Here is a 17,524-nt window from a genome sequence, read left to right as displayed (position 1 = left end):
GGAGAAATCAATGACCACCACCAAACACAAGAGCGCGTCCCCCCATTGGGCGGCAGAAATGCATGCGCAGGAACTTAAGACCGGCAAGATCTCACGTCGCGAGTTTCTGACTCGCGCCACAGCTTTGGGTGTCTCGGCGACAGCAGCCTATGGCATGATCGGTCTCGCCGCCCCAGCACGCGCTGCAACCGAAATGCAGGATGGCGGCACCCTGCGTGTCCAGATGAACGTCCGTGGCCTGAAAGATCCGCGCACCTATGACTGGTCCGAGATCGGCAACGAATCGCGCGGCACCCTGGAATATCTCGTCGAATACAACAACGACGGGAGCTTCACGCCGATGCTTCTGGAGAGCTGGGAAGTCAACGATGCCGCCGACGAATACACGTTGAACGTGCGCCAGGGCGTCAAGTGGAACAATGGCGACGACTTCACAGCCGAAGATGTGGCGCGGAACATCATCGGCTGGTGCGACAAGGACATGGAAGGCAACTCCATGGCCGGCCGTTTCAGCAGCCTGATCGACCCTGACACCGGGACGGCCCTCGATGGCGCCATCGAAGTGGTGGACAGCCACACGGTAAAGCTGAAGCTGCCGACCTCTGACATTTCCATCATCCCCGGCATGGCGGACTATCCCGCCGCCATCACCCATGCCAGCTTCTCTGCCGATGATGCGCAGAATGCGGTCGGCACCGGCCCCTATCTGATTTCGGAACTCGAAGTTGGCGTGAAATGCGTTCTGACCCGCAACGAAGACCACACATGGTGGGGCGAAGCGGTCTTTGGCAAACCGGCGCTGGATACCATCGAATACATCGACTTTGGCACCGATCCATCCTCGTGGCTGTCCGCGCTGGAATCCGAAGAAGTCGACATGCTCTATGAATCCGTTGGTGAATTCATCGACGTGATGGACGCGCTGGGCTTTGTGAAATCCGAAGTCGTGACCATGGCCACCATCGTCGTGCGCCCGAACCAATTGGCAGAAATCGACGGCAAGACGCCATATGCGGACAAACGCGTCCGTCAGGCAATCAATATGGCCGTCGACAACAACATCTGTCTGGAACTGGGCTATGGCAACCGGGGTGTGGTCGCGGAAAACCACCATGTCGGTCCGGCCCACCCGGAATATGCCGAGCTGCCAAAGAAAGAAGCCGACCCCGAAGGTGCACGTGCCCTGATGGAAGAAGCCGGGATGATGGATTTCGAACACGAGATCATCTCCATCGACGACGACTGGCGCAAGAACACCACCGATGCGGTCGCCGCGCAGCTGCGCGACGCGGGCTTCAAGGTGAAACGGACCGTGCTGCCGGGCTCCACCTTCTGGAATGACTGGACCAAATATCCGTTCAGCTCCACCAACTGGAACCACCGTCCCTTGGGCGTGCAGATCTGGGCGCTGGCCTATCGCTCTGGCGAGGCCTGGAACGAATTCGGCTGGTCGAACCCGGAATTCGATGCGCTGCTGACCGAAGCTCTGGCCATCGCGGATGTGGACAAGCGCCGCGAAGTTGTCGCCAAGGGTCAGGCGCTGATCCAGGAAGAAGGGGTGACCATCCAGCCCTACTGGAAATCCCTGTTCCGTCACATGCGCGAGGGCGTCAGCGGCGCCGATATGCATATCTCTTACGAGCACCATCACTACAAATGGGGTTGGGCGGCCTAAGCCGTGCCAACCACCCGATAATCCTGGGTTGCCCCTCTTGCTCTCGGGCCTGGGGCAGCCCTGAAAGACCAAACAAAAACAAGAACAAGACGGCCCCCGATCCGGAATGCCCAGTTTCGGCACCATTCAGGGCCAGCCGACCGCCAGTCTGCAGGGGATCACATGGGACTATTCATATTGCGTCGCACGGGCGTGATGATCATGACGGCGTTGTGCCTGACGTTCATCGTGTTCTTTCTGACAAATCTCTACCCGAACCTGGAAAAGCTCGCCAAGACCGAAGGCAACTTTCGCATGTCGGACGAGGCCGTCGCCAGCTGGCTGAACAAAAACGGTTACGGTCAACCGATGGCCGTCAAATACGGCCAGTGGCTGGGCGTGGTGCCGGGCTGGACCTATGTCAGCGACGCAGGCGTCAGCGGCCGCTGCGTGACCGGCACCGTGCCGCCGGAGGTGGCCGCCGATGCGCCCCGGTTCTGCGGCATCCTTCAGGGCGACTGGGGCTATTCCACCCGTTTCAAGACTGGCGTCGGGGATATCATCCAGACGCGGCTCGGCAATACCGGCTATCTGATGATGTGGGTGCTGATCCTGATGATCCCCTCGGCGCTGATCGTCGGAGTGCTGGCAGGCATGCGCGAAGGCTCCGCCATGGACCGGTCGCTCTCCACCCTGTCGATCATGACCACCGCGACGCCGGAATATGTATCGGGTGTGATCTTTATCGCGGTTTTTGCCTCGACCACGGTGGGGCTCAACTGGTTCAAGGGCACCGCCACCGCCGCGATGGAAAACCCGACCTTTGAAAATTTCTTTTTGCCGGTGCTGACCATCGCGCTTTATGGCATGGGCTATATCGCCCGCATGACCCGCGCCTCGATGACAGAGGTCATGACAGCGCAATATGTGCGCACGGCGCGGCTCAAAGGGGTGAGTTTCCCCAACATCGTGCTGAAACACGCCCTGCGCAATGCGCTGATCGCGCCGTTTACCGTTATCATGCTGCAGTTTCCCTGGCTGTTGAATGGCGTCGTGATCGTCGAAACCCTGTTCAACTACAAAGGCTTCGGCTGGGCGCTGGTCGAAGCTGCAAGCAACAATGACATCGAGCTGCTGCTGGCAATCTCCGTTGTCTCCGTCATCGTGGTTCTGCTGACACAGCTCATTGCCGATATCGGCTATGTGTTCCTGAACCCCCGTATTCGAATTTCCTAAGGCAGGGAGGCATCTCATGGACCCTTTGACATGGACGGGCTCGCTCGCCTTTCTCAACATGATCTTCGCGATTGCACTTGTGGCGATGGCCGCGGCTCTTGTGATCTGGATGCTGCTCAGCATCCTCACCGCCGGAACGCGCCATGTCGCCAACGCGGATGGCACAATGACACTGGCCGGCAACCCGCAGGCGATAGCAGGGCTTGGCGTAAAATTCAGCTGTCTCTTGGTGGCGGCCCTCGCGCTGGCCTATGTCGTGTTGGGGCTGATCCTGGGAAGCGACGCTGGCATCCTGGGCGCAATATCGCGCCAGTTGCTGCCAACCTGGGTGGCATTGCTGCTGCTCTTTGGCCTGTCGGTCAGCTTCAAACGCCGGCTTGGTCTCTATGGCAAGCTTTTTGACAGCCCGATTGGCATGATCGGCTTTGCCCTGGTGATGTTCTGGGTCTTCACCGGCCTGTTCGGCGCGCTGGACCTGATTGCCACCCATGATCCGCTTGGGCAGATCTCCGGCATGAAAAACAAGGTCCCCGGCACGCCGGTCCGGGGCGCGGATGAGGGGGACTATGCCTGGTATCTTCTGGGCGGCGACAACCTGGCGCGGGATGTCTTTTCCCGCGTGGTCAAAGGCGCGGGCGAGGTTCTGAAATATGCCCCCCTCGCGACGCTCTTTGCCTTTATGGTCGGGATCACGCTGGGCCTGCCTGCTGGTTATTATGGCGGGCGCCTCGACACGGCGCTGTCGTTCATTGCGAACCTGATCCTGGCCTTTCCGGTCATCTTGTTGTTCTACCTCCTCGTCACACCAGAGATCGTGGCGACCGGTTTGCCGCAGTTCATGGCGGTGGTGCTCTTTGCCTTTCCGCTGGTGTTCTGCGCGGTGCTGATCCACTCGCGGTTCCGCACCCAGCCCGGTAAAAACCGGATCTGGCTGGCGGTCGTGCTGCTGCCGATCTTTCTGACCTATATGTCGCTGATCAACTCCGCCGGGTCCAAGATCGACTTTTGGCCGCTGGATTTCTTTGAGGTCCCCGGCGGTGTGCTGGTGGTGTTTGTCTCTGTGGTGTTTGTGAATTCGCCGACCGTGTTCCGCATCGTGCGGGGCCTCGCCATGGACATCAAGACGCGCGACTACGTGGCCGCCGCCCAGACCCGTGGCGAACGGCCCTGGTATATCATGCTCTGGGAAATTCTGCCGAATGTGCGCGGTCCGCTGATCGTCGATTTCTGCCTGCGCATCGGCTACACCACCATCCTGCTTGGCACGCTTGGCTTCTTCGGCCTGGGTCTGCCCCCCGAAAGCCCGGACTGGGGCTCGACCATCAATGACGGGCGCAAGCTGCTGCGGATCTACCTGCACCCTGCCTTGCCGCCTGCGGTGGCGTTGATGAGCCTGGTTTTGGGGCTGAACCTGCTGGCCGATGGCCTGCGCGAAGAGAGCCTGAAAGACTGATATGCACTCGGCCGGGCCCGTCCCGGCCGCCGCCCAAGGTATTCTGGCCCAGACCGACCCAGCTGTTTCGGATGGTCCACCAGGGAGACGAAGATGAGCAAACTTGCAGATTACGACGGCCCGATCCTGGAGATCGACAAACTGTCCATCTCCTTTTTCACCCGCCTGCGCGAAATCCCGGCGGTGATGGATTTCTCCGTCTCCGTGCAACCGGGCGAAGCGGTCGGGCTGGTCGGCGAATCCGGTTGCGGCAAATCCACCGTGGCGCTGGGCGTGATGCAGGATCTCGGCAAAAACGGCCGGATCGTCGGCGGCTCGATCAAGTTCAAGGGCCAGGACCTGTCGGACATGACCGCCGAGGAGCTGCGCGACGTGCGCGGCAACGAGATCGCGATGATCTATCAGGAGCCGATGGCCTCGCTCAACCCGGCGATGAAGATCGGCAAGCAACTGATGGAAGTGCCGATGATCCACGAAGGCGTCAGCGAAAAAGAGGCCTTTGCCCGCGCGCTCGAGGTGGTCACGGATGTGAAACTGCCGGACCCCAAACGCATCCTGTCCTCCTACCCGCACCAACTGTCGGGTGGTCAGCAGCAACGGATCGTCATCGCCATGGCGTTGATGTCGAAACCCTCGCTGTTGATCCTGGACGAACCGACCACCGCGCTCGATGTGACGGTCGAGGCCGCCGTGGTCGAGCTGGTCAAGGATCTTGGCAAGAAATACGGCACATCGATGCTGTTCATTTCGCACAACCTCGGGCTGGTGCTGGAAACCTGTGACCGGATCTGCGTGATGTATTCCGGCGAGGCGGTGGAGCGTGGCTCCATCGAGGATGTTTTTGACGAGATGCGCCACCCCTATACGCAGGCGCTGTTCCGGTCGATCCCCCTGCCCGGCGCGGACAAGAACAGCCGCCCGCTGGTGGCCATTCCCGGCAATTTCCCCCTGCCGCATGAACGGCCCAGAGGCTGCAATTTTGGCCCGCGCTGCGACTTTTTCGTGGCCGGACGCTGTGACGCGGGCGATATCGCGATGGTGAGCGTTCCCGACAACGAACGCCACCACACCCGCTGCGTCCGTTTTCAGGACATCGACTGGTCCGCGCCGCTGACCCTGGGCGCGCAGAAGCAGAAAAACGAACCCGGACGCGTGGTCCTGAAGATAGACGGGCTGAAGAAATACTACGAGGTCGCGGCCAATGCGTTATTTGGGGGGGGCGCCACCAAGGTCGTAAAGGCGAACGAAACGCTGAGTTTCGAAGCCCGCGAATCCGAAACACTCGCCATCGTCGGCGAGTCCGGCTGCGGCAAATCCACCTTTGCCAAGGTCCTGATGGGGCTGGAGACCGCAACCGAAGGCGAGATCCTGCTCGACAATCGCAATATTGAACAGATCCCGATCCAGGCGCGCGATGCGGGCACCATTGCCGATGTGCAGATGGTGTTTCAGAACCCCTTTGACACGCTCAACCCGTCGATGACGGTGGGGCGGCAGATCATCCGTGCGCTGGATGTCTTTGGCATTGGCAACAACGACGTGGAGCGCAAAGAGCGGATGCTGGAGCTGCTGGATCTGGTGAAACTGCCGCGCGCCTTTGCCGACCGGATGCCGCGACAGCTTTCTGGTGGGCAGAAACAGCGGGTCGGCATTGCCCGCGCCTTTGCCGGTGGGGCGCGGATCGTGGTGGCGGACGAACCTGTCTCCGCATTGGATGTGTCGGTTCAGGCCGCGGTCACCGACCTGTTGATGGAAATCCAGCGCAAGGAAAAAACCACCTTGCTGTTCATCAGCCACGATCTGTCGATCGTGCGCTATCTGTCGGACCGGGTGATGGTGATGTATCTCGGCCATGTGGTCGAACTCGGCGATACGGATCAGGTCTTTTCGCCGCCCTATCACCCCTATACCGAGGCCCTGTTGTCGGCCGTACCAATTGCCGACACCTCGATCGAGAAAACACATATCGTGCTGGAGGGCGACATTCCCTCGGCGATGAATCCACCGCCCGGCTGCCCCTTCCAGACCCGCTGTCGCTGGAAATCAAAAGTGCCCGGCGGGCTGTGCGAGACCGACGTGCCCCCCATCCGCAGCCTTGCAAACGGTCATCAGATCAAATGCCATCTGAGCGACGCGGACCTGAACAGCATGGAGCCGGTGATCAAGATCGCAGCCGAATGACCTGGGTGCGACCGCGGCGCCCTGTCCCGTCGCGGCGCTGACGGGCACCACACTTGCCGCCCCACGCCGCTGAGAACGGCAAAAAGCTGCCCCGCCAGATCCGGCAGGGCAGCTTTTTGATCCATTGCTTCGGGCGATCCGACGGAAACCTCCGCCGACGCCGGTCGAGCGGCCAGATCACAGAAGGGCGATGACGGTTTAGCGCAGCGCCTCGTCAAAGGTTTCCCATGCGGAAATCCAACGGTCCCCGCCAAGGGCCTCGGCAACCGGAGCCAGCTCTGCCTCGTAGGTTTTCCAATGCCCCTGCGTGTCAGGTGACAATTCCTCGTGGCCCAGCTTGGCGGCGACATTGTCGATCACACACAGCGGGTTCGGCGTCAGGCAGGCCTCCTGGAAATCCAGTCCTGAATGCTCCAGCAGCTTGGCGATCTCACTGTCGGGGCTCTGCACCAGCGCCTCGTAAGATTGCATATGCATGGCGTCGCCCAGCTTGCCCGCATAATGCGTGGCCGAGGAATAGACCGCGCGGGTGGCCTGAGCGATCCAATCTGCCCGCGAGGCGAGCCCATTGCCGTTGAGCACATTGGACGCGACATTGGCCAGAGCGGTGTCCAGCGGATGACGCGACATAAAGACGAATTTGGCCTCGGGGAACAGAATCTGTGCCAGCCCGAATTCAAGACAGCCCAGCGGGTGGGCGTCGACAATGGTCTTGCAACCGGCAGCCTGGCCCCCCAGCGCGCGTTCCAGATAATACTGACGGAAGATGTCGATCTCTTCAGCAGTCAGCTGGTCCAGCCAGTCCCAATAGTTGCAGGGGCGATCTGTCTTGGCCAGATGCATGCGGATGGCGCCATGGGTACGCGAGAGCGCGGTGGTTTCGCCGACGCTGAACACGTTGGAATGTTTCGACAGGATGCGGTTCACCAGCCCGGTGCCCGCCATTGGCATCCCACCCACAAAGACGATCTTTGGCAGATCGGCCGTGTCGCCTGTTTCAATGCGCGGCTCGAACAGTTGCTCTTGTTCCTGAACCATTTCGTCAAAGATCGCAGGGACAAACGTGCCCCCGACTTCCTGTCGGGACGATTGGAACAGCGTGTAGGCGACCGATGTCTCGCCTGCGGCATGGGCAATCTGAGCCAGCGCATGATGCACCAGCGCGCGATGGCTCGCGGCCAGATCGTCACGTTCAGACAGCGAAAGCAGGCGTTGTGCATAAAGGCTGTCGACCGAAAAAGTCTCGATCCCGTTCAGGGCCGTCAGGGCGGGGATGGAGTTCGGATCCTGTTGCAGCACCTGCTCGAACGCCGTCGCGGCATCGCTCAGTTCGCCATTGCTCTGCAGCATCAGACCCAGTTTGCCCCAGCTGGCGGCATCTTCGGGGTGACTGTCGGTGATATGCTTCATGACATTGATCGCATTGTCAAAGTCACGCATTTCATAAAAACAGTCGGCGGTGCGTTCAAGCAGCCGCAGATCAAGTTCACCAGACTTGACATAGGGCAACATCACGCTGAGAGATTGCGCATATTTGCCCGTGGACATCAGTCCGTCGACGGTTGCGAATGCCTCGCTCAAGGCATCGGGAATTTGGCTGTTTTCTACCAGCATGTAACGTTCGCCCTTCTATAACGATGCGCCCGACCCTGCGGCAGAGAAGTGAACCCCCGGTAAATCGGTTGGTTCAAAATTGTGTCTTTTTCTTGGAAATTCACGCAAACCCGCCTTGGTTGTGCTTCGCGCGCGCCCAATTTGGCCAGATCACTCGTATCTGGCGTCCGTCAACGTGCGCAAGAACGCCACCAATGCGTCGATCCGGCGCGCATCCAGAGCAGGCCCATGGGTCAGCTCTTCGGTCGCAATTGTCTCGGGCACCGGCGGCGCACCCCAGGGGGCGTTTGTCTCCGGGTTGATCTGGGCTGACGGGGCGTTGCTATTGTATTTGTTATAGAAGGCCACGACCGTGCGCAGGTCCTGAAACACACCATTGTGCATATAGGGCGCCGTCACCGCGACGTTGCGCAGGGTCGGCGTCTTGAACGCACCGCGTGCGCCGGGGTCATCCACCAACGGATTGTCGAGCAGACCATTGTCGACCCAGTTGGCGTCAACACCGTTTTCCCTCCGCGCCACAAGGTTCGCGGGCACCCCGATGTTGTGGTAGCGGAAATCGGTGAAGGGCTCGGCCGGGTCGATGGCGCTTCGCTGCAGCTGGTGGCATTGGTTGCAGTTGGTGAATTGCTCGGAAAAGAACAACAGCCGCCCCAGCTCTTCTTCTGGGCTGAGGTCAATCTCGCCGCGCAGGAACCGGTCGTACTTGCTGTCAAAGGGCTGAAATTCAGCACTTTGTTCAAAGGTCGCCAGGGCAGCGGTCAGGGCGGCAAATCCCCCGGCGGCGTCCTGGGGGATGTCCACGCCGTAGATCGCGTCAAAGGCGGCAACGTAATCGGCATTCTCCGCGAGCCGCGCCACCGCCTCGGCCTCGCTTGTCAGGCCAAGCTCGATCGGGTTGAGGATCGGCCCACCTGCCTGGGCTGCCAGATCCGCCGCGCGCCCGTCCCAGAATTGCCCCCCGACCCAATCGCCCTCGTCATTGCGGTGAAAGGCGGGCGACAGCGCCGCATAGGCCGCCGACGGCGCATGGCGCGTGCCCAGGGACACGCCATCATCGCCGCGCGAAAAGGCGCCGTCAGCCTCCCGGCGCGGGTCGACAAAACCGGCATTGGGGTCATGACAGCTGGCACAGGACTGGGTTCCATTGGCCGAAAGCGCTGTCTCGAAAAACAATGCCTCGCCAAGCGCAACGGCAGTCGCAAGCTCCCCAGCCACGACAGAGGTCGCAGAGGTTGCCAGAAAGGTGAAACAGACAGCTGCGCGAAAGACCATGCCTCGGGGACTCCGTTTGTCAGGGTCGTTGTCTAGCGCAGCCGCCGCCTGTTTTCCAGACAGCAGAGACGCGGCAAATGCCCGACCTGTCCGCGCCCCTGCCCGACCTGCCGCCGACAGGCCATGTCAGCGGGCCATGCGCACGCCGCTGCTAGACATAGATCACAATCAACAGCGTCAGCAGATTGACCGAGGCAAACTGCATCAACACCGGATGCCGCCGGCTGACCATCGCCGCAAAGACCGCCCCTGCGACAGACATCAGCCCGCCCAAAAGCGCCATAAGTCCCGCCAGCATTCCCAACCAGCCGCCGTCCGCCCCCCAGGGCAGCGTTGCCAACGCCAAACCCTTGATCAGCAATCCGATCAAGGCGCCGACACAAACGCCCAGCACCGTCGGTGTAATGTCGCGCAGCGCCACCGGCTTGCCATGGTGGCGCAGAATCGCCTCCACCAGTTCCGGGCGGGGCTCTGCGCCGGGGACCCAACCCATCCGCGCCACCTGCCCTTCAAACGTTTTCCCACTCACCACTGTCCCTCCATGTTGCGGAGGAAATTTACCTCTCATTAAGGCAAATTAATGACCGGTTAACGAAGCCGCAGAGGCAAATGGTTAATCTTCGGGATCTATCCACAGGAAATTTCAGCCGCAGCAGGTTTGCCTGCCCCTAGCTGCCCAGGATCCGGCGCACATAGGTCTGGGTTTCCTCGAATGGCGGCACGCCACCGTATTTTCGCACCGCTTCCGGGCCGGCATTATAAGCCGCCAGCGCCAGCCGCCAGGATCCGAACTTGCGGTACTGCTGGGCAAGGTATTTGGCCCCCCCGCGCAGATTTTCAGCCGGAACAAGAGGATCCACCCCCAGCAACGACGCCGTCGTGGGCATCAGTTGCGCCAGCCCCAGCGCGCCTTTGTGCGATTCGGCCACCGGGTTCCAGTTGCTTTCCTGCTGGACCAGTCGCAAGAACAGGTCCTCCGGCACCCCATTGGCCCGGGCAGCACTGCGCGCCACTTCGAGGAACTCTCCTCGATAGCTGCCACTGTAGATGGGCAGAACGTCGTCTTTCAGGCTATCAGGTTTCAGTCGTTCGGAATTCTGGTACTGGCTGGCAGCCCGCGTATCGAGAAATTTCGTCTGCGCGGCAAAGGCCTTGCGTTTGTCAGAGTTCTTGAACAGGTCCGCAGCCGCCAAAGGCGTTGCACAGGCGGACAGGAACAGGGCAGCGGGGATCAGGCGTCGCATCAGGTCTTGGGTACATCTGTGGCCTCGGATGAGGGCAATATAGTGAAGTTGTCGCGAAATGGAAGAATTCCGGTTCATCTCGCGACACGTTCGAAAAAATGCCACCCCTGCGGGTGGATCCTGTCCGCTCCTGCTCTTTCATCGCCCAGCCGGTGCCGCTACTGTAACGCCCAGGCAACGGATGGGATTCGACATCCCTCCAGGCGACCCGTCGCAGACGCTCACGTGATAGAAAGAAACAAAGGACAGGACCCATATGGCCGGCTCCCTGAACAAGGTAATGATCATCGGAAATCTGGGCCGCGACCCGGAAATCCGCAGTTTCCAGAACGGCGGCAAGGTGTGCAATCTGCGCATTGCCACATCTGAGAACTGGAAGGATCGCAACACTGGCGAACGCCGCGAGAAAACCGAATGGCATTCGGTCGCGATCTTCAGCGAAGGCCTGGTCCGCGTGGCCGAGCAATATCTGAAGAAAGGATCGAAGGTCTATATCGAAGGCCAGCTGCAGACCCGCAAATGGCAGGATCAAAACGGTCAGGATCGCTATTCAACCGAGATCGTGCTGCAGGGCTTCGGCTCCACGCTGACCATGCTCGACGGCCGTGGTGAAGGCGGCGGTGGCTTTGGCGGCGGCGGCGACCAGGGCGGTGACTACGGTGGCGGCTATGGTGGCGGCGGTGGCGGTGGCTACGGCGGTGGCAATCAGGGTGGCGGCAACCAGGGCGGCGGCTTTGGCGGCGGTGGTCCCTCGCAGAACATCGACGACGACGAAATCCCGTTCTGAAGCTTCCGCAGGCCCATGCGCCTGCGACAAAGACAAACGAAAAACCCGGTCGCATGCAGCGGCCGGGTTTCTTGTTTGACCTCACCGGTCGGGGGGGCGGCGAAGGCGCCGCCGCCGCGTCTGGCCCTAGGCCGAGGGGCCGCGTTCGGCCAGGGCAGCCTCCAGCACCGACGTCACCGCCGCGGGCGGCACGTCGCCGGTCACAAAGGCCGTGCCGATGCCGCGTGCCAAAATGAACCGCAATTGCCCGTCGACCACCTTTTTGTCCTGCCCCATCAAATTGACCAACTCGGCCGCCGAGGGCAAATCGCCGTCGATATCGCGCAGGTCCGTCTTCATTCCCATCGCCTTCAGATGGGCGCGTACCCGGCTTGGTTCTTCCTGACTGCACAGACCCAGCCGGGCCGAGAGTTCAAACGCCAGTGCGCAGCCAATGGCGACACCCTCGCCATGCATCAGCCGATTGCCATATCCGGTGGCCGCCTCCAGCGCGTGACAGAAGGTGTGACCAAGGTTCAGCAACGCCCGGTCCCCCTGTTCCGTCTCGTCGCGCACCACGATATCCGCCTTCATCTGCACCGACCGCGCCACCGCTTCGACCCGCAGGGCCATATCGCCCGCCGCCATCGCCGGCGCGTTGACCTCAAGCCAGTCAAAGAAAGCCGCATCGCCCAGCAGGCCATATTTGACGACTTCACCGTAACCGGCAAGGAAATCGCGTTTGGTCAATGTCCCAAGGACAGCGGTATCGGCCAGCACCAGCGTTGGCTGATGAAAGGCCCCGATCAGGTTCTTGCCCTGGGGCGCGTTGATCCCGGTCTTGCCGCCCACGGAACTGTCCACCTGCGCCAGCAGCGAGGTCGGGATCTGCACGAACCGCACTCCGCGACGCAGGACAGCGGCGGCGAACCCGGCAAGGTCGCCAATGACGCCGCCGCCAAAGGCGACCACGACATCGCCGCGCTCCACTTTCTTTTCCAGCAACCACTCCACCGCACGGGTGAACTGGGGCCAGCCCTTGGTGCTTTCGCCGGCTGGCAGGGCCAGGGCCTCCATTTCGATGCCCTCGCGCGCAAGCCCGGCCCGCAGCGCGTCCAGATGCAGCGCCGCGACCGTCTCATCGGTCAGAACGGCCACCTTCGGGCGCCGCAACAGCGGTGCAATCCAGTGCCCGGCGCGCGCCACCAAATCCGGCCCAATGACAACGTCATAGGCACGATCCCCCAGTGGGACATGAACGATCCGTTCCATTAGCTCTTCTCCAGCACATCAGGGCGGGCCGACAAGGCCTCCAGCACCCGGTCCACCATCGCCTCGATCGAGACCTGCCCGTCCGAGGCCACAACCAGATCCGCCTGCGCATAGATCGGCACGCGGGCGTTATAAAGGTCGGTCAGCGTTTGGTAGGGGTTGTTTGAGCGCAACAACGGACGGCTGTCGCGCCCCTTCACCCGTTTCCACAACACGTCCAGATCCGCCTGCAGACAGACCGCCACGCCGGTCTCGGAAATCACCTTTCGATTGCGCGGCGCAAGAAAGGCCCCGCCTCCGGTTGACAAGATACCGCATTCTTCTTTCAGCAGACGGCAGATGACCTGATATTCCTTTTCGCGAAAAAAAGGCTCGCCATCGCGGGCGAAAATCTCCGGGATCGACATATTCGCGGCGGTTTCGATCTCGTGGTCACTGTCCAGAAACGGCACCTTCAGGCGCGCGGCCAGGGCCCGGCCGACGGCGGTTTTGCCAGCCCCCATCATGCCGACCAGCACGATTGTCTTCCTCAAGGTCCCAGGCACGCAACTTTCTGCCACCGTGCCGGTGATTTGGTCTTTTTCGCTCATTCTTCCGTGAATGACGTGATATTGCCGAAAAGGCCATATATAAAACTCGTAAAACAGGCAAAGAAGCAGGCACCGGGACACCCATGGCACGTTTGGCAAAATACTTGGCGATCCTCATTCTTCTGGCAGCGATTGCGCTGGTGGCATATGCTTATATCGGCCCCTGGTTCGGCGCGGATTTCTCGGCTCCGGCCGCAGAAGTGCGCAAACCTGTCGTGCTCAATGCCGACTAGATCTGCAGCTCTGGCTCTTGCCGGTTTTGTGCTGTTCGCCAGTCCGGGCTGGGGCAGCGATCCGCTGAATGCCATCGACTGGCTGGCCTCCGGCAGCTCATCGGAAAACCTGCCCGCCACCTTGTTGCTGGAACCCCCGGTGGCGCAATCCGCCCATGGGCCCGACATCACCGTCACCCCGCTGGAGCGGCTCCTGCCGCCGGTCGGTCTGGTCTCTCAAAACCGTACGGGTCTGCCCGTGACCCTGTGGCAGGGCAGCCCGCCGCAGCGCCTCGCCGATCTGATCCGCGACGTTTCCGTCGACACCCTGCCGGCCCTGCAGTCGCTGCTGATGACGCTGTTGCTGACCGAGGCGCGACCGCCGTTTGACGACAACGATCTGGTCCTGCTGGCCCGGCTGGACCGCCTGCGCGACATCGGCGCCACTGACCCGGTTCAGGCGCTTGTGCAGGAGGCCGGCCCGACAGCCACTCCCGACCGCTTCGCGCGCTGGTTTGATGCCACCCTGCTGAACGGTGATGAGGACCGCAGCTGTGCGGCGCTGACCGCGGATCCCTATCTGATGGAGGATTACGGCGCCCGGATTTTCTGTGCGGCGCGCCGTGGTGATTGGCCCACAGCGGCGCTGATGCTGGAGACCGCTCACGCGCTGGGGCTGATCTCGAACCCGGAACTGTCGCTGTTTGACCGGTTCCTCAATCCTGACATCTACGAAGGCATGCCGCCGCTGCCCTCGCCGACCAGCCCGACGCCGCTGGAATTTCGCATCTTCGAAGCCATCGGAGAGCCGATGCCCACGGCCACCCTGCCGCGCGCCTTTGCCAGCGCCGATCTGCGCGACATCACCGGCTGGAAGGCGCAGCTGGAAGCCGCCGAACGTCTGACCCGCAGCCGGGCCATGAACCCCAACCAACTGCTTGGCCTGTTCACCGCGCGCCAGCCTGCGGCCTCTGGCGGGATCTGGGATCGCGTGGACGCGGTCCAGCGATTTGATACCGCCCTCGGCACCGGTAGCGCAGAGGCCATCCGCAAGACCTTGCCCGCGCTGTGGACAGCCGCGCAGGATGCCGGACTGGAAATGATCATGGCGGAGCTGTTCGCGCCGCGCCTGGCGGAGGTCACCCTGACGGGCGAGGCCGCCCGCATCGCCTGGGACATGCGCCTGCTCTCGCCCGCCTATGAAGCCGCCGCCGCCGACCCGCCGGACCAATCGGCCCCGACGCTGTTCCTGGCCAGTCTGGCGCAGGGAGAGCCCGACCCCACTGTTGCCGCCTCGGCCCTGGAGCGCACCATTGCACGCGCCTTTGGCCCGGACAGCACCTTGCCGGATCCGCAGAAACACCTGCTGGACGAGGGGCGCCTTGGCGAGGCCATCCTGGTGACGATGAAGAGCTTTTCCTACGGCGCCGATGGCAACCTGGACGCCGTGGCCCAATCGCTCTCTGCCTTCCGCCAGATGGGGCTGGAAGACACCGCCCGCCGTGCGGCATTGCAGCTGCTGCTGATACCACGCCGGTGATCGCCATGCAGCCCCCCTCAGACGACATGCAGTGGATCTCCACCTTTCTGGACGCGCAGGCGGCCGAACTGGGGGCTGCGCGCAATACGCTTCTGGCCTACGGGCGCGACCTGAAAGACGTCGCGCAATGGCTTTCGGCAAAAAAAATGAGGTTTTCCAATGCGCAACAGGCCGACATTGAGGCCTATCTGATCCTGTGCGATGGTCAGGGCCTTAGCCGCGCAACCCGCGCGCGCCGACTGTCGTCGATCAAACAGATCTATCGCTTCGCCTTTGAGGAAGGCTGGCGCGCCGACAATCCCGCGTTGCAGATCAAAGGGCCCGGCCGGGCGAAATCTCTCCCCAAGACGCTGACCATCACAGAGGTCGACCGCCTTCTTGCAGCAGCGCGCGATGTGGGTCGCTCCGCCGCCGACCGCACCCGCAACACCTGCCTGATGGAGCTGCTTTACGCCACCGGGATGCGCGTGAGCGAACTGGTGTCCCTGCCGGTTGCCAGCGCCCGTGGCAATCCCAGGATGTTGCTGATCCGTGGCAAGGGAGACAAGGAGCGGATGGTGCCCCTGTCGCCCCCCGCGCGCCAGGCGCTTGCCGCATGGCTGAACCAGCGCGATACCAACGAGGCTGCCCGCGAAGGCAAAGGTCACAAACCCTCGCTGCATCTGTTTCCCTCCCACAGCAAGGAAGGCCACCTGACCCGGCACCGCTTTTACCTGCTGATCAAGGAACTGGCCGTGGCCGGGGGGGTGTCACCCGAAAAGGTCACCCCCCATACGCTGCGCCATGCCTTTGCCACCCATCTTCTGGCCAATGGTGCCGATTTACGGGCGATTCAGGCATTGCTCGGTCATGCGGATATTGCAACGACCGAGATCTATACCCATGTGCTCGACGCCCGTCTGGCAGAGCTGGTGCACATGCATCACCCGCTGGCGGGCAACACGGATGATAGCAACGAGCGATAGTCCGGCCTGCGCCTGGCCCCGATCCGGGGGCCGCCTCACCGACAACGCTTGATCCCACCCGCAGACAGCCGCATAACCAAACGAAAGCGAAGGTATTTCAGGACCTCTCATGGACAGCACAACGACCATTTTCGACAGTTCTTTCTGGATTACCACCGGTGGGATCTTCCTGCTGCTCGTGCTTTCGGGGTTCTTTTCCGGCTCCGAGACCGCACTGACGGCGGCCTCGCGCGGCAAGCTGCGCAGCCAGGCCGATAAAGGCTCTCATGGGGCGGAACGGGCGCTGGAGGTGACCGAAGACAGCGAACGGCTGATCGGTTCCGTTCTGCTGGGCAACAACCTGGTGAATATTCTCGCCGCCTCGCTGGCCACGGCCCTGTTCACAAAGATTTTTGGCGAAAGCGGCGTCGCCCTGGCCACTGTCGTCATGACGCTGCTGGTGCTGATCTTTGCCGAGGTCCTGCCCAAGACCTATGCCATCACCAACGCGGAAAAAGCCGCAGCGGCGGTTGCGCCCGTGATCGGAACCCTTGTGACCATCCTGGCGCCCGTCGTCGGCGCCGTGCGCCTGCTGGTGCGGGGGGTGCTGCGCATCTTTGGCGTCCAGATCGATCCCGACAGCCATATCATGGCCGTCCGGGAAGAGATCGTCGGCGCGCTTCAGATTGGCCATTCCGAAGGGGTGGTGGAGAAGGAAGATCGCGACCGGATCCTCGGCGCGCTGGATCTGTCCGACCGCTTTGTCGAAGAGATCATGCTCCACCGGTCCAAGATCGAAATGATCGACGCCGGCGCCGATGCCGAGGCGATCCTGGAGCAATGCCTGACCTCTTCGCATACCCGCCTGCCGGTGTATCGCAACGATCAGGAAAACATCATCGGCGTGGTGCATGCCAAGGATCTTTTGCGCAAGATGTATGCAAAAATCGGCGGCCCCGATGGCGATGCCTCCGCCCTGCGCGATTTCGAGATCACCGAGGTCACCAAGCCGCCCTACTTCATTCCCGAAACCACGACGCTGGACGACCAGATGCGCCAGTTCCTGCGGATGCGGACCCATTTCGCGCTGGTTGTGGATGAATATGGCTCGCTGCAGGGGCTGATCACGCTTGAAGACATCCTGGAGGAGATCGTTGGCGAGATCACCGATGAATTCGACCCGGCCGAGCGCAGCTTTGCCCGCAAGACCGGCGATGGCAATTACATCGTCGACGGCGCGACCACCATCCGGGACCTCAACCGTGCGATGGACTGGAACCTGCCGGATCTCGAGGCCAATACCGTCGCCGGGCTGGTCATCCATGAGGCCCAGATGATCCCCACCGTCGGGCAGGTTTTTTCCTTTCATGGCTTCCGTTTCGAAGTCACAGCCCGTGATGGAAACCGGGTGACAGGTCTGAAAATCCGCCCCCTGATTTCCTGAGGGCAGGATCAGAACACCGCCTGTTTTCCGCGCTGTCGCAGGGAGGGATTTCGCTTCGGGTTTTACCCGAAGCGACCGGCGCCGCGCGCCCCTGCGGGG

General features: G+C 61.8%; 15 protein-coding genes. 9 read left to right on the top strand and 6 right to left on the bottom strand.

Translation table 11 applies throughout. The features are described from left to right. Positions 1-10 precede the first annotated feature (10 nt). The 4 genes from TRIHO_RS12310 to TRIHO_RS12295 all read left to right on the top strand — a co-directional run bounded on the left by TRIHO_RS12310 (position 11) and on the right by TRIHO_RS12295 (position 6,524). Positions 11-1,675 carry an ABC transporter substrate-binding protein gene (locus TRIHO_RS12310; protein ID WP_068243929.1) on the top strand — a complete coding sequence of 555 codons (1,665 nt, stop codon included), beginning with the start codon at positions 11-13 and terminating at the stop codon, positions 1,673-1,675. A gap of 162 nt (positions 1,676-1,837) precedes the next feature. Next, complete coding sequence (locus TRIHO_RS12305; RefSeq protein WP_068243926.1) at positions 1,838-2,890, top strand: ABC transporter permease; 1,053 nt, start codon at positions 1,838-1,840, stop codon at positions 2,888-2,890. A gap of 16 nt (positions 2,891-2,906) precedes the next feature. Beyond that, positions 2,907-4,343, top strand: coding sequence for an ABC transporter permease (locus TRIHO_RS12300; RefSeq protein WP_068243923.1), 1,437 nt, complete (start codon positions 2,907-2,909; stop codon positions 4,341-4,343). Between the two features lie 93 nt (positions 4,344-4,436). Beyond that, the gene (locus tag TRIHO_RS12295) at positions 4,437-6,524 is read left to right on the top strand and encodes a dipeptide ABC transporter ATP-binding protein (protein WP_068243920.1); all 2,088 of its coding nucleotides are present in this window, start codon (positions 4,437-4,439) and stop codon (positions 6,522-6,524) included. 198 nt (positions 6,525-6,722) lie between these two features. Here the strand turns inward: TRIHO_RS12295 and TRIHO_RS12290 are convergent, their stop codons facing one another. The 4 genes from TRIHO_RS12290 to TRIHO_RS12275 form a co-directional block, all read right to left on the bottom strand. Further along, positions 6,723-8,138 (bottom strand): tetratricopeptide repeat-containing sulfotransferase family protein, encoded by a 1,416-nt coding sequence (locus tag TRIHO_RS12290; protein WP_068243918.1) that lies wholly within the window; start codon positions 8,136-8,138, stop codon positions 6,723-6,725. Between the two features lie 150 nt (positions 8,139-8,288). Next, on the bottom strand, positions 8,289-9,413 hold the full coding sequence (locus TRIHO_RS12285) for a cytochrome-c peroxidase (RefSeq protein WP_082705129.1): 1,125 nt from the start codon (positions 9,411-9,413) through the stop codon (positions 8,289-8,291). Positions 9,414-9,564: 151 nt separating this feature from the next. Beyond that, positions 9,565-9,942 (bottom strand): hypothetical protein, encoded by a 378-nt coding sequence (locus TRIHO_RS12280; protein ID WP_068243916.1) that lies wholly within the window; start codon positions 9,940-9,942, stop codon positions 9,565-9,567. Between the two features lie 139 nt (positions 9,943-10,081). Then, entirely contained in the window at positions 10,082-10,657 is a 576-nt protein-coding gene (locus tag TRIHO_RS12275; RefSeq protein WP_068243913.1) for a lytic transglycosylase domain-containing protein, read from the bottom strand. A gap of 256 nt (positions 10,658-10,913) precedes the next feature. Here TRIHO_RS12275 and ssb point away from each other — a divergent pair, with 256 nt between their 5' ends. Beyond that, positions 10,914-11,444, top strand: a complete 531-nt coding sequence (ssb, locus tag TRIHO_RS12270; RefSeq protein WP_068243908.1) for a single-stranded DNA-binding protein — start codon at positions 10,914-10,916, stop codon at positions 11,442-11,444. A gap of 126 nt (positions 11,445-11,570) precedes the next feature. Here the strand turns inward: ssb and aroB are convergent, their stop codons facing one another. Continuing rightward, positions 11,571-12,695 carry a 3-dehydroquinate synthase gene (gene aroB, locus TRIHO_RS12265; RefSeq protein ID WP_068243906.1) on the bottom strand — a complete coding sequence of 375 codons (1,125 nt, stop codon included), beginning with the start codon at positions 12,693-12,695 and terminating at the stop codon, positions 11,571-11,573. Continuing rightward, complete coding sequence (locus tag TRIHO_RS12260; protein WP_068243903.1) at positions 12,695-13,285, bottom strand: shikimate kinase; 591 nt, start codon at positions 13,283-13,285, stop codon at positions 12,695-12,697. Before TRIHO_RS12260 ends, aroB begins: the two co-directional genes overlap by 1 nt. Before the next feature lie 83 nt (positions 13,286-13,368). Between TRIHO_RS12260 and TRIHO_RS23920 the strand changes: the two genes are divergently transcribed. The 4 genes from TRIHO_RS23920 (at position 13,369) to TRIHO_RS12245 (ending at position 17,425) form a co-directional block, all read left to right on the top strand. Next, positions 13,369-13,518 (top strand): hypothetical protein, encoded by a 150-nt coding sequence (locus TRIHO_RS23920; protein ID WP_165595913.1) that lies wholly within the window; start codon positions 13,369-13,371, stop codon positions 13,516-13,518. Further along, entirely contained in the window at positions 13,508-15,037 is a 1,530-nt protein-coding gene (locus tag TRIHO_RS12255) for a hypothetical protein (RefSeq protein ID WP_068243901.1), read from the top strand. Before TRIHO_RS23920 ends, TRIHO_RS12255 begins: the two co-directional genes overlap by 11 nt. Positions 15,038-15,042: 5 nt before the next feature. Beyond that, positions 15,043-16,002: a site-specific tyrosine recombinase XerD gene (locus tag TRIHO_RS12250; protein ID WP_068244417.1), complete on the top strand. Its 960-nt coding sequence runs from the start codon at positions 15,043-15,045 to the stop codon at positions 16,000-16,002. A 109-nt stretch (positions 16,003-16,111) separates the two neighbouring features. Beyond that, complete coding sequence (locus tag TRIHO_RS12245; RefSeq protein WP_068243898.1) at positions 16,112-17,425, top strand: HlyC/CorC family transporter; 1,314 nt, start codon at positions 16,112-16,114, stop codon at positions 17,423-17,425. Positions 17,426-17,524: the final 99 nt, after the last annotated feature.

Source organism: Tritonibacter horizontis (assembly GCF_001518015.1).
Taxonomy (GTDB): domain Bacteria; phylum Pseudomonadota; class Alphaproteobacteria; order Rhodobacterales; family Rhodobacteraceae; genus Epibacterium; species Epibacterium horizontis.
Note: the sequence above shows the minus strand (reverse complement) of the source record. Positions and strands in the feature narration are given on the sequence as shown.

Bases quoted from the DNA above. Each gene is read 5' to 3' on its own strand.
- TRIHO_RS12310 (WP_068243929.1), top strand. From the start codon at position 11: ATGACCACCACCAAACACAAGAGCGCGTCCCCCCATTGGGCGGCAGAA.
- TRIHO_RS12305 (WP_068243926.1), top strand. From the start codon at position 1,838: ATGGGACTATTCATATTGCGTCGCACGGGCGTGATGATCATGACGGCG.
- TRIHO_RS12300 (WP_068243923.1), top strand. From the start codon at position 2,907: ATGGACCCTTTGACATGGACGGGCTCGCTCGCCTTTCTCAACATGATC.
- TRIHO_RS12295 (WP_068243920.1), top strand. From the start codon at position 4,437: ATGAGCAAACTTGCAGATTACGACGGCCCGATCCTGGAGATCGACAAA.
- TRIHO_RS12290 (WP_068243918.1), bottom strand. From the start codon at position 8,138: ATGCTGGTAGAAAACAGCCAAATTCCCGATGCCTTGAGCGAGGCATTC.
- TRIHO_RS12285 (WP_082705129.1), bottom strand. From the start codon at position 9,413: ATGGTCTTTCGCGCAGCTGTCTGTTTCACCTTTCTGGCAACCTCTGCG.
- TRIHO_RS12275 (WP_068243913.1), bottom strand. From the start codon at position 10,657: ATGCGACGCCTGATCCCCGCTGCCCTGTTCCTGTCCGCCTGTGCAACG.
- ssb (WP_068243908.1), top strand. From the start codon at position 10,914: ATGGCCGGCTCCCTGAACAAGGTAATGATCATCGGAAATCTGGGCCGC.
- aroB (WP_068243906.1), bottom strand. From the start codon at position 12,695: ATGGAACGGATCGTTCATGTCCCACTGGGGGATCGTGCCTATGACGTT.
- TRIHO_RS12260 (WP_068243903.1), bottom strand. From the start codon at position 13,285: ATGAGCGAAAAAGACCAAATCACCGGCACGGTGGCAGAAAGTTGCGTG.
- TRIHO_RS23920 (WP_165595913.1), top strand. From the start codon at position 13,369: ATGGCACGTTTGGCAAAATACTTGGCGATCCTCATTCTTCTGGCAGCG.
- TRIHO_RS12255 (WP_068243901.1), top strand. From the start codon at position 13,508: ATGCCGACTAGATCTGCAGCTCTGGCTCTTGCCGGTTTTGTGCTGTTC.
- TRIHO_RS12250 (WP_068244417.1), top strand. From the start codon at position 15,043: ATGCAGCCCCCCTCAGACGACATGCAGTGGATCTCCACCTTTCTGGAC.
- TRIHO_RS12245 (WP_068243898.1), top strand. From the start codon at position 16,112: ATGGACAGCACAACGACCATTTTCGACAGTTCTTTCTGGATTACCACC.